The 15,530-nt window shown below is 60.2% G+C and carries 10 protein-coding genes; all 10 read right to left on the bottom strand.

Features of this window, described 5'->3' with window-relative positions:
• Positions 1–52: 52 nt before the first annotated feature.
• On the bottom strand, positions 53–2,842 hold the full coding sequence (locus CBW65_RS18015) for a VWA domain-containing protein (RefSeq protein ID WP_198299646.1): 2,790 nt from the start codon (positions 2,840–2,842) through the stop codon (positions 53–55).
• Positions 2,832–4,652, bottom strand: coding sequence for a vWA domain-containing protein (locus tag CBW65_RS18010; RefSeq protein WP_087458012.1), 1,821 nt, complete (start codon positions 4,650–4,652; stop codon positions 2,832–2,834). The genes CBW65_RS18015 and CBW65_RS18010 overlap by 11 nt, the downstream gene beginning before the upstream one ends.
• Entirely contained in the window at positions 4,649–5,527 is an 879-nt protein-coding gene (locus CBW65_RS18005) for a DUF58 domain-containing protein (RefSeq protein ID WP_087458011.1), read from the bottom strand. Before CBW65_RS18005 ends, CBW65_RS18010 begins: the two co-directional genes overlap by 4 nt.
• On the bottom strand, positions 5,524–6,498 hold the full coding sequence (locus CBW65_RS18000) for an AAA family ATPase (protein ID WP_087458010.1): 975 nt from the start codon (positions 6,496–6,498) through the stop codon (positions 5,524–5,526). Before CBW65_RS18000 ends, CBW65_RS18005 begins: the two co-directional genes overlap by 4 nt.
• A 14-nt stretch (positions 6,499–6,512) precedes the next feature.
• Positions 6,513–8,171 (bottom strand): hypothetical protein, encoded by a 1,659-nt coding sequence (locus CBW65_RS17995; protein WP_087458009.1) that lies wholly within the window; start codon positions 8,169–8,171, stop codon positions 6,513–6,515.
• Complete coding sequence (locus CBW65_RS17990) at positions 8,168–9,058, bottom strand: ABC transporter permease (protein WP_087458008.1); 891 nt, start codon at positions 9,056–9,058, stop codon at positions 8,168–8,170. The genes CBW65_RS17995 and CBW65_RS17990 overlap by 4 nt, the downstream gene beginning before the upstream one ends.
• Entirely contained in the window at positions 9,055–9,981 is a 927-nt protein-coding gene (locus CBW65_RS17985; RefSeq protein ID WP_087458007.1) for an ABC transporter ATP-binding protein, read from the bottom strand. Before CBW65_RS17985 ends, CBW65_RS17990 begins: the two co-directional genes overlap by 4 nt.
• Positions 9,978–12,359: a DUF7408 domain-containing protein gene (locus tag CBW65_RS17980; RefSeq protein WP_087458006.1), complete on the bottom strand. Its 2,382-nt coding sequence runs from the start codon at positions 12,357–12,359 to the stop codon at positions 9,978–9,980. The genes CBW65_RS17985 and CBW65_RS17980 overlap by 4 nt, the downstream gene beginning before the upstream one ends.
• A gap of 100 nt (positions 12,360–12,459) precedes the next feature.
• Positions 12,460–13,704, bottom strand: coding sequence for an MFS transporter (locus CBW65_RS17975; protein ID WP_157722037.1), 1,245 nt, complete (start codon positions 13,702–13,704; stop codon positions 12,460–12,462).
• A 5-nt stretch (positions 13,705–13,709) separates the two neighbouring features.
• Entirely contained in the window at positions 13,710–14,984 is a 1,275-nt protein-coding gene (locus tag CBW65_RS17970) for a nucleotidyltransferase family protein (protein ID WP_087458004.1), read from the bottom strand.
• Positions 14,985–15,530: the final 546 nt, after the last annotated feature.

Below are 15,530 nucleotides of genomic sequence, written 5' to 3'. Positions count from 1 at the left end.
TCTATACGAACAAAAAAGAGGAGGCATCTGCCTCCTCTTCACATTTGACTTCCTATTTTTTCCGTTTCTTGTCCAGCAATTTCGACACAGTCGAACTTTCCTCTTGCTTGGGAGGTTCGGGCGGTGCAGCCTGCTGCGTCTGCGTAGGCGTTTTGACAGGCGGTGGCGCCAACTGGCCGGTGCGGCGTTCGGCAGCCCCTTCTGCTTTGCGTTTCAACCCTTGCATCGACGAGCTTTGCACTTTCTGCTGCTCCCGGTTCTGCTCCGTCCGCTCCGTCTTCGCTTTTTGCCGAGCTGCTCTCCACGCCGTCAGTCGGGCGGTGGAGAAGCTGATCCGGCGCAGCGCCACATCGAGCGGCCAGAGGCAGGCGGCGAGCAGCAGCAGCAGGTAGGACAGGTCACGTGCCGACCATTTCGGCGGCAGGTCTGCTGCAAACACGTCAGCCGGGTCGTTCAGCACCCGTCCGCCGCCCGCTTGAGCGATGGCGGCAAGCGTCTCCTGTCCGTTTTTCGGCAGGTCATACTCCGGCGAGTAAGCGACGGCGATCCCGGAGGACGCCGCATTTAGCACCTGACCGTTCTGCTCTTCCACGACCGACATCAGGTAGGTGCCGGGGCGGTCGGCGTTAAATTGCCCGACATACTCGCCCGGCGCTTTCAACAGCAAGGGCACCTCTTCCTGTGTCGCGTCCCCGCTGATCACCTGCGCCTTCAGCACGGCACCGGCGGCCAGAGGTTCCTGCAGGCGAATCGACAGCTCGCCTTGTCCGCCGGTGATGCCTGCCCGCATGTCGAACGCATCGGTCTGATACTGCGGCAGGAGCCAGGTCATCAGCTGGTTCCAAAACGCGCTCGATCCGCTCCATGCCGCCCATTGGTTGGACCAGACCCCTTTGGCGTCTGACGTCCAGGCGACAGAGCGCCCCAAGCCGTATTGCCAGCGGGCCAGCACCGGCTCGCCTTTCGGGTTGGCGAGCACCACGTCGGCCGTCTCTTTTTCCGTGACGGCGATGTGCGCGTTGATCTGCGGCAGGCCTTGGGCAAACAGCGGGGCCAGCTCTTTCGACTGCCCGATGCCCGGCGTGAACGGATTGTCTTCGATGTACGTCTTGCCCGCCAGCGCCGTCTCCTTCGAGAAGATCATCGGGACGCTTTGCGAGTCGACGGCCGAATAAAAACGGCCCTTGGCCTTTTCTGCCAAGCCTTCCAATAGCGCCGTGTCCGCATCCTGCCCGACGGCGACGGTCGACATCGTGATGCCTTTTTCCCGCATCCGTGCGGTCAGCCCATCATAATCGCCTTCGGGCGATTGCCCGTCGGTGAGCAGGATGATGTGCTTGCGCTTGGTCTCAAGGTCTTCCAGCTTGTAAAATGCTTCTTCCACCGCCGGATAGATCGACGTGCCTCCGTTGGCGGCGATGCCCGAAATTTTATCCTGCAGCTCTTTCGGGTCGGTCACCTTCGTCGGTTCGACAACCCACCAGTTGGTGGTGTCAAACGCCAGCACGCCCAGCGTATCCTGCGCTTTCAGCATGCCGGTTGAGCGGCGTGCCGCTTCTTTGGCCAGCTCCATCTTGTCGGTGCCCATCGAGCCGGAGCGGTCGATGACGAGCATCAGGCCGAGCGACGGGATCTCCTGCTGGTTGCGCAGGTCCATGTAGACGGGGAGGGCTTTCTCGACCGGGGTGTCAAAATACCCGCCGAGGCCAAACGAATCGTCGCCGCCCGTCATCATCAAGCCGACGCCAAAATCGCGCACGGCGCTTTCGATCTGCTTTTGCACGCTCTCGGGGATTTCCACGCCGGACACGTTGGCGAGCACGATCACCGAGTAGCGGCACAGGTCTTCGAGCGTCTTGGGCATCGTGGCGGCCGTCGCGGTGCGAAACGGGAACTGTCCGGCACGCAGCGCTTCGGACAGCCACTTGGCGTCGCCAGGTTCGCCTTCGACGATCAGCGCGGGCGATTTACCTAGCACGTCGCCATACGCGTACGACGTGTTGTTGACCGGCTCGGTGTCTTGCCCAGGCAGCACTTCCACCCGGTAGCGGTGAAAACCTGAATCGGTCGCCTGCAATGGAATCGAGAGGCGGCTTTCCCCTTTTTGCACCTGCAGCTCGCTTTTGGCGATCGGTTTGTTGTCTTCGTAGATCTGCAAAGTCGCCTGCGTGGCAACCGTGCTTTCCACGACGGCGGTCAAGGTGAATGTTTCCCCTTGGTATAACGTCGCCGGTACCGATGCGTTTTTGACGAGCACTTCAGCTCCAACTTCGCGCTTCAGGTAGGAGACATCGACTTGGATGCCGCGCTCTTTCAGATAACCGGCTTCGCGCACCGCATCGCCGAGATTTTGCTCCCCGTCGGAGAGCAGGACGACGCGCGGTTGGTAGCCGGTGTTGATCAGGCCTTGCGCGAGCCGCAGGCCCGCTGCGAGGTCGGTGAAATTCTTATTCGGCACCCCGCCAAGCTCCAGCGCGTTTGGCGTTTCCACGCTCAGCGGATATTCCACCGCCGGACGCTCGCCTGTGCCGAGGATGGCAAAAGCATCGTCCGCTTGCTTGACGCCGATCGCCTCCTCGACGAACGCCACCGCCTGCTTTTGCGAGGCGATGCTCTTCGACTCGTCGACGACAAACACCACTTCCTGCTTGTCGACCGGCGCTTTTAAGGTAAATCCTGCCACGGCGAGGATCAGCAGCAAAAACATCAGGGAGCGCAGAGCGGCGACCGCTTTTTTGCGCGCTCCGAGCAGCCGGCGCTCCCCCCGGTACCACCAGACCATCGCAGCGGCGGCGGGCAGGAGCAACAGCAGCCACCAAGGGTGCATCAGATCAAATCCCACGCTTGTACACCCCCCATTCCACAAACAGCACGAGCAGAGCGAGCAGAGCCAGCCAGCGCCAGATCTCATACTGCCCGCTTTGCGCCTGCCGCTCCGCTCCTTGCTCTTCGGTGGTGTCGGTTGGCAAGGCGGCTTTTTGCGCGTCCAGCTTCGACTCCGCTTCCGGCAGGGTGACGGCCAGCAGTTTGACCTCGCGTTCCGTCTTGCCTTGGAAGCGGTAAAGGCCGGGAAGTGCAGGCTTGAAGCCAAGTTCGATCATCTCGCCGGTCACCCTCGTCTGTTCTCCGCTCGGATCGGTGACCGTCCAGCCCTGCTCGCGGACGGGCGGCAGGAGCGCGATGCGTTCGCCTGCCGTCACTTGGCCGATCGCCGTACCCGATGCGGGCGCGAGGTATTCTTTGAGCTGTTTGATCAGGATCGGGAACGAGGGCAAGAGCGGCAGGTCGGACTGGTGCAAGTCAAACGCCAGCACCGCGACGCGCCGCCCCTCGTTGTCACCGGCGAGCAGCATCGGCGTGTCGCCGCTTTTGGCGACCGGTTGCAGCCAGGCCGGCGCATCGAGTTGGCGCACCGCTTTCAGGTGAACTTTCTCCAATTCGATATGCTGCAGGAGCGGCGAGTCGGTCTGCACAGCCTGCAATTTTCCCGGTTCGAGCAGGCTGCCCGACTTGAAGATGCCTTCGCCCTGCGGCGGATTGACGAGCAAAACGGCCCCGTTCGGCCATGTTATAGGCAGCACGCCGTCATAGACGTACAGGTCCGCATCCTCCGGCGGAAGATCCGGGTCGGCTCCGCGCTCGACGGTGGTGTTGCCGCCGATGCTGAGCGCTTTTTCCAGAAAGACGTTGCCCGCTGTGCTCAGCCAGACTTTTTTCGCCTTGCTCACCTGCGGCAGGACGGTCACGCGGTTGTCTGCTGCCAGCGCATCTTGCCCTCCGAGCCGCACTTCATAATAGGTCTGGGCTGGCAAATGGGTCCAGGTCAGCGGCGTTTGTCCATCCGCTGCGAGCTGCACCTGTTTGGCGTCCAGCACCTGACCTTGCTCGTCGAGCACTTCCACGTCGGCGGACACCTGCTGATCACCGTCGTTTTTCACCGTGGCGACCAGTTGCCCTTCGCTGCCACTAACCAGACCTGCGGCGTGGTAAATTCCGAGGTTGGCTTGCACGTCCAGCGTTTCCACCGTCGGCTGGCGTCCAAACTTCGGCAGCAGTGCCGGGTCGATACCCCAGTTGCCGTCCGAGTAGATCCGCACATCGCTGTTCGGCTCCTGCACCGACAAGGCGGCGGCGAGGGACAATGCGCCTTCGTAGTCTGCAAGGCCGTACTCTTGCGCCGCCGTGTCGAGACGGCTGGCCAGCTCTGCCCGGTCACTGCCGGAGACGAGCACGCGGGGCTCTTGGCCCATCGCGATCAAGGTCATGCGCTGCGGCGGATTCAGTTGATTGATGAGTTCTTTTACCTTTTTCTTGCCCGCTTCCAGACGCGTGTCGTCCGGGCCTGTGGCTGCCATCGAGGGCGAGAGGTCAAGCACGATGATCGTGTGCTCGGCGACCGGCCCTTCCCCGTATAAGGCGGGGCGGGCCAGCGCCAAAGCGAGCAGCAGCGCCAACAGCAATTGCAGGAGCAACAGCAGATTGCGGCGCAGCTTTTGCCACGGCCGGTTCGCTTCCATCTCGCGGAGCACCTGCCCCCAGAGCAGGGTGCTGGGCACGGTGACTTTTTCATAGGTCCGCTTCAGGAGGTACAAGACCACGATGACCGGCAGCGCCGCCAGAAAGGACAGCATCCACGGTGACATCCAGTTCATCGTCCGATCACCCCCGTCCGCAGCAGGCGGCCAAACACCGCCTCTTCCAAGCTCTCCTCCGCCGGGACGAGCACATGGTACATCCCGCGGCGGCGGCAAAATTCGCTTAACTCCGCCGTATACGCGGCGACCGCTTCCCGATACTGTCCAACCACATACGGCGACAAGGCCACGTCGAGCCCCTTACCGCTTTCGCTGTCGAGCAGGTGCAGGTCGCCTGCGAAGCCCGGATGAAGCTCTTCGCGGGACAAGATCTGCACCGCCACCACTTGGTGCCGGGCCGCCTGCAGGCGTTTGAGCGCCTCTTCATACCCGTCGGAAAGCAGAAAATCGGACAAGATCACCACTACGCCGGGCTCGGTCGGCATTCCGGCGCGGGTCAGCCAGTCCAGCGATCCTTCCGTGCCTTCGCCCAGCGCCTTGGCCCCTTGCAGCATCGCGAACAGGCGCGGTGCCGACTGCTTGCTGATCAGCCGTTCCAGCTTGCCGCGCACGCGGTCGGCGAAGATCAGCGCTTCGACGCGGTCCTCTTCGGCCAGCCCGAGGTAGCCAAGCGCAGCAGCGAGCTGCTGAGCCTGCTCTAATTTGCCGTGGTAGTCCATCGAGCGCGAGGCGTCGACCATCAGGTAGAGCAGCACGTCGCGCTCGTCAAAAAATGTTTTCAGAAACAGCCGTCCGAGCCTTGCGTACGCCCGCCAGTCCAGATGGCGCAGGTCGTCGCCCGGCAAGTACGGTCGGTATTCGGCAAACTCGACTGAAGCGCCGAGCTGCTTCGAACGCCGCGCCCCGCCCCGGTGGCTGGGCAGCTCCCGCACCTGCAAGCGCAGCCGCTCCAGGCGGGTGAGAAACGCAGGCGTCAGCAACCCATTGCTCATAAGCCCACGCTCTGCAGCAGGTGTTCGATCAGTTGTTCGACCGTGTACTGATCGGCTGCCGCTTCATAGTTCATCCCGATGCGGTGGCGCAGCGCGGGCACGGCCACGGCGCGGATGTCTTCGCCCGACACGTTCAAACGTCCCTGCAGAAAAGCGCGCGCTTTGGCGACTTTGACGATCGCCTGCGCCGCGCGCGGGCCTGCTCCGTAGCGGACATAGCGGCGAACTTCATCGGGCGCGCCGTCTTGGTCGGGCTGGGTGCGGAAGATCAGCTCGACGACCTGATTGACCAGCTCGGGGGTGATCAGCATCTCCCGGACGGTCGCCTGCAGGTGGAGAATCTCTTCGCCGGTCAGGACGGACGTGAGTGTCTCTTGCGCTGCGCCGGTGGTCAGCTGCACGATCTGCTGCAGTTCATCGCGCGTTGGAAACGGCACTTGAATCTTCAGCAAAAAGCGGTCGAGCTGCGCTTCCGGCAGCGGGTAGGTGCCTTCGAGTTCCAGCGGGTTTTGTGTGGCGAGGACAAAAAACGGCTTGGGCAGTTGGCGCGTCTGTCCGCCGACGGTGACGGCCGCTTCCTGCATCGCTTCGAGCAGAGCGGACTGCGTTTTCGGCGTCGCGCGGTTGATCTCGTCGGCGAGGACGAGGTTGCCGTGGATCGGCCCGTGCTGGAAGACGAATTTCATGCCTACACCCGGCTCTTCGCGGAGGATTTCCGTGCCGACGATGTCGGCGGGCATCAGGTCGGGGGTGAATTGGATGCGCGAGTATTGCATCTCCATCACGTCGGCCATGGTGCGGACGAGCAGTGTTTTGCCCAATCCCGGCACCCCTTCGAGCAAGGCGTGGCCGCCAGCGAGGATGCAGTACAGCACCTGTTCGACCACGCTTTCCTGCCCGATGACCTGGCGTCCGATCTTGCCTTGCACTTCGTTCATGCGATCGCGTTGCGTTTGCAGTTGTTCCAGCATCAATCCAGTACCTCCTACGGAGCGATCTCCGAAAAATAATCGCGCACCAGTTCCTGTTCATTTAAAGGAAGGGAGCTGCGGTCCACGCTTTCCCGGGCGTAGTCTGCGTATTCGCGGTATACCTCTTCGTACGGGCGGACGACGCCCGGCGTCACCTGGCCGCTGCCGGAGATCATCTCGCCGGAGCCTTGCCCAAGCGGGCCGCCTGCGTCGTTGCCCTGTTCGCCGACGCCAAATTTCCCGGCAGGCACCATGATCGTCTCACGGCCGCCCGCGCCGTTGCCCCAGCCCGAGCCGCCGGAACCCGAGCCATTTCCTCCAGACCCGTTTCCATTGCCAGAGCCGTTTCCGCTTCCAGAGCCGTTCCCGTTTCCAGAGCCGTTCCCATTTCCAGAGCCATTTCCGTTCTGTGAACCATTTCCGTTCTGTGAACCATTTCCGTTCTGCGAACCAGTTCCGTTCTGCGAACCGTTCCCATTCTGCGAACCGTTCCCATTCTGCGAACCGTTCCCATTCTGCGAACCGTTCCCGTTCTGCGAGCCATTCCCGCCCGCGTCAGCGTAGACGCCGCCAGGCGAACCATCCGCTTGGGCGAGAGCCGCCCCTAACTGCTGCAGCCCTGCTGTCTGCTGAGATGTCGAACTGTTCAGCATGCCGCCGAGCGACCCGAGCATATTCTGCATCTGCTGCGGATTGCCTTGCTGCAGCGCATTCGCCGCCGCTTGGAAGGCCTGCTGCAGCTCTTGAGAAGATGCCTGCCCGCCCGCATTCGCCATCGCTTCGGCCAACTGCTTGCGCTGCTCATCGGTCAGCGACGCCAACTGCTCCTTCATCTCATCCAGCGCTTCCTGCACCGCTTGCGCATCCATCTTCTGCAGCGCCTCGCCCAGCTTCTTCGCCGCTTCCGACTGCGCCAGACTCTCTCCGGCCTTGGCGAGATCCTTCTCCCGCGCTGCCAGCTCGTCTTCCAGCGACTTCACCTTCAACTGCGCCTTCGCCAGCGCCCGCTCCAGCTCTTCCCGGGTCTTGGCTTCCTTCAATTCTTCGAGCAGCTTCTCTTCCGCCGCATCCAGCTTCGCCTGATCCTGCTCGCTCAACTTCGCGTCCTGCTTCGCTTCAGCCAGCGCCTTTTTCGCTTCCTCCGCCGCTTTCTCCGCTTCCTTCTGCACCGTCTGGCGCTCTTTGGCCACCAGATTCAGCGGATTGTCCCACACGGTCAGCGTCGTCATCAGCAGCGCCAGCGCCAGCATCACACCGGCCGCCTTGCGCGGCAGCTCATACTTCACGATCTGCGCAGCTTCCCCGCGCAGCTTCAAGAGCATCTCCACCGCTTCCTGCCGCTGCAGCGCCGCGATCGGCGAGCTCTCCTCCGCAAACGACAGCGCCGTGCTCACCCGATCCTGCAGCCCGTAGCGGTCGACCGCCTTCGCCGCCTGCTGATAGGTCGGCGGCGTCAGAACGCTCCACACCCCGCCAGCGATCGCACCGAGCAGCACCAGTCCGCCCGCCCACAGCTCGTTGCTGAGCGTAGGAACGAAACGGGCGATCAGAAGCAGCAAACATGCTGCCCCCAGACCGCCGAGTACGCCAAAGCCCGTTCTATAGATCGACTGCCGAATCCACAACCGCCGCCGCACCGGGTTCAAACCGGTGATCAGTTCGCGCGGAATCATTCGGCCGCCTCTTTCTTGTCTTTGATCTTGTCGCCCATGCGGCGCTTGACCGGCGTCAACAACCGCACGGACAGCCACATCAGCACCACCGCCCCGATCAGATAGACCACCGAAAAATACAGCCACGCCGGCATGATCAGCGGGTTGTTGCTCCGGTACAAGGTAAAGATGTACGTGTTCGGCTCAAAAATCTGCCAAATATTCATCACCGGGTTCAGCGCCGTGATATAGACCAGGCTTGGCCGCGACCCGTAATTCCCGCTCAAGGCGGACAGAAACACGTTGATCATCTCACCGGCAATCGCCGTCCCGCCCAGCAAAAACAGCGAGATCAGATACGACACGACCACCGCCACGCCCGTCCGCTTAAACCACGTCGAGCAAAACAGCCCAATCGCGCCAAACGACACGATCACGACCAGATAGAAGCCAAACATGTAGAGCAGTTTCACCGGCGCCACGCCTCCGTGCAGCAAAACGATCGCGTACAACGGCAACGTCGAGAACAGCACCAGCCAAATAAACGCCATCGAAGAGATCAGCTTGGAGAACAAGATCTTAAACGGCGACAGATGTGTCGTCAGCAAAATGTTCAGCGTCTGCCGCTCCCGCTCCCCGGAGATCGCCCCCGCCGTCAGCCCCGGCGCGATAAACGCCAGCAAGACGAGTTGGATGATCGCCACGGCCAGCAAAATATAGCGATTCTCCCCCGGACGCAGCGCATTGCCCAGATTGGAGACAAAGATAAACGCCATCGTTAAGCCCCCGAGCACAGCCAGATACAGACAGAGCAGCACCACCGTCTTCGGCGTCCGCATCCGCGCGCGAAACTCGCGCAGCAGGATCGGATTGGATACAAAGTCGAGCGACAACAATCGTTGGATCATGACCCCACCCCTTTCGTCACCGTCAGGAACACTTCTTCCAGATTGCCCGCTTCTTCGGCAAAGGACAGCACCGGCAGCCCGTTTTGCACCAGCGCGGACAGCAGGATGACCTGCCCGGCATCATCGCCCGTATACGTGACAAGCACCGCATTCCCTTCCACCTCGGCTCGGGTGACCAGCTCCGACTGCTCCAACAGCCTTGCTGCCTCTTCCATGCGGTCGAGCATCCGCACGCGCAGCACGCGGTGTCCCGCCACCTGCGCGGCGATCTGATCGACCGGCGCCATCGCGATCAGCTTGCCTTGCTCGATGATGCCGATCGTGTCGCACATCTCGGCCAGCTCCGGCAAAATGTGCGAAGAGATCAGGATCGTCTTGCCCATGCCCTTCAGCTCTTTCAAGATCTCCTTCATCTCAATCCGCGCCCGCGGGTCGAGACCGGAAGCCGGTTCATCGAGGATCAGCACCTGCGGATCGTGAATCAGGCAGCGGGCCAGTCCCAGCCGCTGTTTCATCCCCCGGGACAGCGTGTCGACATACGCATCCGCTTTGCCCGACAGATTGACCAGTTCCAGCAGATCCTGAATCAGCGCCATCCGATTCTCTTTTGGCACTTGATACGCCCCGGCATAAAACTCCAGATATTCCACCGCCGTCAAGTTGTCATACACCCCAAAGAAATCTGGCATATACCCGATCAGCTGACGTACTTTCGCCGGCTCTTCGATGACATCATACCCGCCGACATACGCGTGTCCCGACGTGGGTTCGAGCAAGGTCGCCAGCACCGACATCGTCGTCGATTTCCCCGCACCGTTTGGCCCGACAAATCCAAAACAAGAGCCTTGCTCAATATGCAGGTTGAGGTCATCGACCGCCTTGTACGAGCCATATCGCTTGGTCAGTCCTACCGTGCGGATCATGGCGACACCGTCCCTTCCACGCCCATGCTCGGGAAATGCAGGAACGGCCCGCTGGCCAATTGCGAGTCGCCTTGCAACTGCACCCGCACTTTCCCATCGGGCGACATGTACTTCTGCAAGTCGGCTGCGGACAGATCGGTCAGCAGTTTCCCGCTCACTTCCTCCCACGACTGGGTCTTCCAATTGAAATATCGTTTTTTCAGCAACGCATACATCGACTCGTCGAGGTCGATCTGCGCCTTGTCCACCACCAAGCCCGGCGCTTGTTTCAAATTGAACTCCAGGTCGATCGAGCCGCCTTGCAGGATCAGTTCAATCTGGTTGACAACCACGTTGCCCTCTGCGTTGATCAGCTTCGGACGCACCATCCCCAGCGGCCATTTCACCTGGCCCGTGCCGTGCTCAAGCGACAGATTTTGCGTGACCAGCGAGCGCGTTTCGGTGCGCGCCTGCTCCCCGTCGATCGTGTACAGGTCAAGCGGGCTCTTGCTAAATCCGATCATGGCCACTTCGGCCTGTCCCAACCTGGTCGGCTGCAGCCCAAAGTCGAGCAGCACCCCACGGCGATCCGCTTCGATGTCGCGCGACGGACCGAACTGGGTATGATTAAATCCGGCCAAGCTGTCGCGCAGCGTCTGATGCATCGCCATGCCCGAAGACGGCGCCGTGTATTGGAAGGCCACATCGATCGTCTTGCTTTCTCCTGCTTTTACATCGCCGACCGCAAACGAAGACGCTCCGACGAGCAGATACACGCGCTCCAGATCCAGCTTGGTCTTGTTGACCAGCGTCCCTTTGATGCGCCCCGCATCATCCAGCTTGAGATCGCTGGTCACCAGCCCCAGCCCGCCGACCGTCGCCGACACATCCGCCTCGCGCGAGGAGAAATACTCCACATTTTCATAAGCGACCGAGTGCTTCGCGCCTTCCTGCACCACCTGTGCAGACGGGCCATTTTCATTGAAGGAAAAATTGGGGTTGAGCGGCGCGATCCGCCCGTCTGCCGCCGCTTCCACCGAATAGTCGCCGCCGCTGGGGACGACAAACGCTGCCGCCGCCTGCACCTTGGCGACATCTTCACTTTTCAGTTGAAGATGTGCCAGCGTCTGTGCGATCGGCCCGGAGCCGCGCTCCAAGGAGCCAAATCCAAAAATGCCGGCCGCAAAGACGATCGACGTGGCCGGAATCAGCGCCCACGCCCATTCGCGGCGGTTCTTGCGGCGCAGGAACAGATACAGTCCCGGTCCCGCGATCAGCACGTACACACCAAAGGCCAGCGCCATCGTCCGCATCGGCGGCACCAGGTCCGGGAAGTTTCCCGCCGTGCCCGCCAGATTGGACAGCTGATAGCCCGGATTAAACTGCACCTTTTGCACAGATGCCGATGCCCGCTCAGTCAGCACCCGCTTCCACAGCTCCTCATTGCCCGCCCAGGAAGCGAGCGGCTCCACGCTCAAGTCGTAGCCCGCATAAAACACCTTGCCTGCGCCGACCTGCTGCCAGGCGATCAGAGGCAGGTCCCCCGCCTGCGCCATGATCTGCGCTTCCGGTTTCAGCTTAGCGTTGGTCACGGTCAGCTTGCCCAGGTTCGGCTTCTGCCCGGCCAGCTTTTCCAGCCCTGACAGGTCGCTGGTCTCCTCTGTGCCATTCACCGTCACCGGCGACAGATCGGCAAACAGCCCGGCCCCGCCCGCATATTGCGCGCCGCCGGCGAGCAGCAGGTTGCCGCCGCCTTCGACCCATGCTTTGATCGCCGCGATCTGCTCGGGCGTCAGTTTTTCCTTCGGCGCATGATTGACCGCCAACACGTCGAGCGACTCCAGCAGATCGGCCTGCTCCGGCAGATTGGTGCCGTCGAGTTCGCGCACATACACCTGGTCCCCGATGCCGGGGCCGGCCGTCTTGGTCAGAAACGCCAGATCGGACTCTTTCGCTGCGATCGCCCCGATCAGCAGCTGATTTTCCATCGGTGACGTGATGCCGGGGCTGTGGCTTGCCTCGACCTTGCCTTCCGCGTCGACGAGCTGCACGGTGAGCGGCACCTCGAGGTACCCGGACGGCACTTCGATCAGCACTTTCTTGGTTGTCCCTTTTGGCAGCACCACCGGCTTGCGGTAGGTGCCGTAATGCCCGCTGTTCGACCGTGTGGTGGAAGCTTTCTCCACGATCTGTACGTCGCCTTGAAAATCCGGGCCTTTATTCTCAAGCGTCACTTGCATCACGGTCCATGTTCCCGCTTTAAACGAACCGTCAAAGCCCGCTTTTACTGTCAGATTGATCTCCTCATCCGCCCCAGCGGAACCCGGAATGCCAGTCAACAGACACACCGCCGTGACCGCTGTTGCTGTCCAGCGCCACGCACGTTTCCTTTTTCCCATGTTAATACCTCTCGAATTTACAGGATTTTGAATTATTTCGAAGATATCACTCTTTTCGACAGATGGCAAACAAAAAATGCCGCCCAAAACCTGACGACATTCAAGTAATTTCCTGCAGTTTGTTTTTCATCGACAGCAGCGCCAAGCTCAAAAACATCATCGAGGCGGTCAGGAAGATAAAGTGCACCGGGATATATTCCCCGCACAACCCGCCGAGGAACAACCCGATCGGAGCGGCCACCCGCGCCAACATCGACGTGGTGCCCGCCACCCTGCCCAGCATGTGGTTCGGCGTGACTTCCTGGCGAATCGTGTGGATGTGGATGTTCGAGAACGTCGACGCAGCGCCCAAAATGAACAGCCCCGCCGCCAAGACCAGCCAATGCGAGGAGAAAAACAGCACCGACTGCCCAAGCGCCGACGTCAGCACCGCGCCGACCAGCAGTTTGCCGCGCCGGCCCCACTTCAAGCTCGGCTTGGCGACAAATGTCGAGCAGAGGCTGCCGAGCGCCGATGCTGACAAGACCAGTCCCAGCGAACTGGAGGCCAGATGCAGTTTGTCGAGCGCATAGAAGACGATGACCGCCCCGGCAAACGAGGTCACAAAGTTCACCGCCAGGATCAGGATCGTGATCATGAACAGCTCGCGGGTCAAGAGCAGCTGCTGCCAGCCTTCCTTCATCTCTTCACGAATCGTCGTCTTGCGCTCCGTCACCTCTTTTGGCTTCTCCGCGACCGGCACCTTCATCAGCGACGTGAAGAAAAAGAGGAGCAGGAAGCCGCCGACGGTGATCAAGATCCCGTAGCGGTAGTTCATCACCACCAGCATGCTCCCGGCGATGGCCGGCCCCAGCGAAGAGATCACCGTGCCCCAGAAATTGATCGTCGCGTTGGCCGACACATACTGCTCACGATCGATCAAGAGCGGCACGATGCTCGTCGACGCATTGGAAAACAGATAGCCAAACGTGGTCAGGCAAAAGCCCAGCATGTACAGCACCCAAACATGTGCCGCGCCGGTGGTCAGCAGCGTAAACAAGAGCAGCAGGATCGCTATCTGCATCGCCACTGCGACCAGCATCACCCGCTTGCGGTCGAGGCGGTCGACGATCACGCCGGCCAGCATGCCAAACAGCACATACGGCAGCATGTTCATCACCGCCATCGAGCTCATCGCCAGCGTCGAGTGCGACAGGTCATAGATCATCAAGGGCAGGCCCAGCGTGTAGATGTGAAAAGTCAGCCCGGAAAACAAGGTGCCGACCCACAGATACAAAAACTGGCGGTTCTGCCACAGCGACTTGGGACGTTCAGCCGGAGTTGCCCCGGCAAGCGGTGTGCTCACCGGACTCACTCCCCGCTCGCCGCAGCGCAGTGCTCGGCGATCGCCGCGTCGAGGGCCAGGAGTTCCTCCCGCGTCTCCAGCCCGAAGCAGCTCGCCACATACCAGCCGATCGGGGTGCGCACGACCATCTTGCCGCGCAGGCGAATCCAGGCATACGCGCCCGGCGTACCGCTCGGAACGGGGATCAGATGGGCCAGAATGCGCATTTTGTAGCGGGCAAACACCGGGAACACATTTTCCAGGCTGCGCACCAGCTTCAAGTGTTTACGCCGCATCGCCCAGAAGGTCAGCTTGTTGCGGTAGACGTTGAGAACTTCCATCAACAGAGCTTTAAACAAGCCTTCATGATCCACGTTGTACGGGATGTAATGATAGAGCTTCTTGCGGAATTCGCTTTGCTTGCCAAACACGTTTTGCTTGCTGAACAATCTATTGGAAGAACCCTCGAGCATAAAGCCGGGGATGTTTGATTTCTGTCCGGAAACCTGCTCATAGTACTGCACCAAAAGATAAAATTCCATATCCAGATGATGGCGTTTCAAACGTGCATCCAATTTTTCAAAATCAAGGCCCGGCGCTTGCAGCTGCAGATGCAGATCGACCGCATCGCGCAGGCGGAAGATGTTGTTGCCAATCGATTCGCCGGTCAGAATCAAGATCATATCTTCGGCCGATGGAATCGGCACCGGGACGCCATTTACCTCGGTCGTCCGCGCTTCGCTCCAAAAATCTCCAGTTAACCAGCTCGTAAAGCCCATGGTAAACGAACCGACGCTGACTTCCAGCTCCAGCATGCAGGTCTCATCGATCTTCTTGTAAAACCCGCCAACCCCAACCACTTCTCCGTTAAACTCACCGATCGACGGCGCGTTCTGATAGTCGAACCCAAGCGTCTCGACCAGCGTGATCAATCTCCAGAACTCATCGATGTTCGGCACGACCATATCATAGTCGCCCATCTGGCGGAAGCAATTTTCCGGGTACAGATTCTTCATGGCGTTGCCTTTGATGTGGATATAAGTCACGCCGTTGTCATTCAACAATTTCGCCACTTCGGCAAACAGCTCATCTTGCGCCGCCCGAATTCGAACGCGCTCCGTAAACTCGGTGTGCAGCCCCATCGATTCTTCCAACTGCAGAATCGGTACCAGCATCTTGTTGTCATTGGCAATCTTCTTGAGCTCTTCCTGCATGCTTTGGTACTCCTGGACCAGGCTTTCATCTTTTTTATCAGAGGTCAGGGCCAGACGATACAGAAACGGAAGCATCTTTTCTTGCACGGTGGTTCACTCCTTTAGCGCTTAAAATCAGGAGAAAGGAGAGGAAGTCCTCTCCTTTCTGGATGTAACGAAAATACTACTTACGAACGTCGATGAATTCCGGACGCTCGAGAACGAGGCCGCGACGGATGTCGTTGAAGTACGGCAGTTCCATATGCAGGTTGCGCTCCATGGTGTGCACCTCCTTTACGTTACAATTCATTTTTCAGGGCAATTACTTCTTGCGGATGTCAACGTATTCAACCGGGTAGGTTACGAGATCCTTGCGGATGTCGGTGAAGTACGGCAGTTCCATATACAGGTTGCGCTCCATGTGTTACACCTCCTTTGCGTCAGAATGCTAGATGCTAGCCAATGTTACTTCTTGCGGATGTCGATGAATTCAACCGGCTCCATGACTTCACCTTTGCGAATGTCGTTGAAGTACGGCAGTTCCATATGCAGATTGCGCTCCATGAAAAGCACCTCCCTTGCTCGGTAAGTCGAATGAAGAATTGCAGGAAGACAGAAGCCGCTTATTTGCGGACGTCGATGAATTGTACCGGT

This window comes from Tumebacillus avium, assembly GCF_002162355.1.
GTDB classification, from domain to species: domain Bacteria; phylum Bacillota; class Bacilli; order Tumebacillales; family Tumebacillaceae; genus Tumebacillus_A; species Tumebacillus_A avium.
The sequence above is the reverse complement of the archived record's forward strand: the minus strand, read 5'-3'. Positions and strand labels throughout refer to the sequence as shown.

Coding starts and splice junctions, on each gene's coding strand:
- CBW65_RS18010 (WP_087458012.1), bottom strand. CDS start 4,652: ATGAACTGGATGTCACCGTGGATGCTGTCCTTTCTGGCGGCGCTGCCG.
- CBW65_RS18005 (WP_087458011.1), bottom strand. CDS start 5,527: ATGAGCAATGGGTTGCTGACGCCTGCGTTTCTCACCCGCCTGGAGCGG.
- CBW65_RS18000 (WP_087458010.1), bottom strand. CDS start 6,498: ATGCTGGAACAACTGCAAACGCAACGCGATCGCATGAACGAAGTGCAA.
- CBW65_RS17995 (WP_087458009.1), bottom strand. CDS start 8,171: ATGATTCCGCGCGAACTGATCACCGGTTTGAACCCGGTGCGGCGGCGG.
- CBW65_RS17990 (WP_087458008.1), bottom strand. CDS start 9,058: ATGATCCAACGATTGTTGTCGCTCGACTTTGTATCCAATCCGATCCTG.
- CBW65_RS17985 (WP_087458007.1), bottom strand. CDS start 9,981: ATGATCCGCACGGTAGGACTGACCAAGCGATATGGCTCGTACAAGGCG.
- CBW65_RS17980 (WP_087458006.1), bottom strand. CDS start 12,359: ATGGGAAAAAGGAAACGTGCGTGGCGCTGGACAGCAACAGCGGTCACG.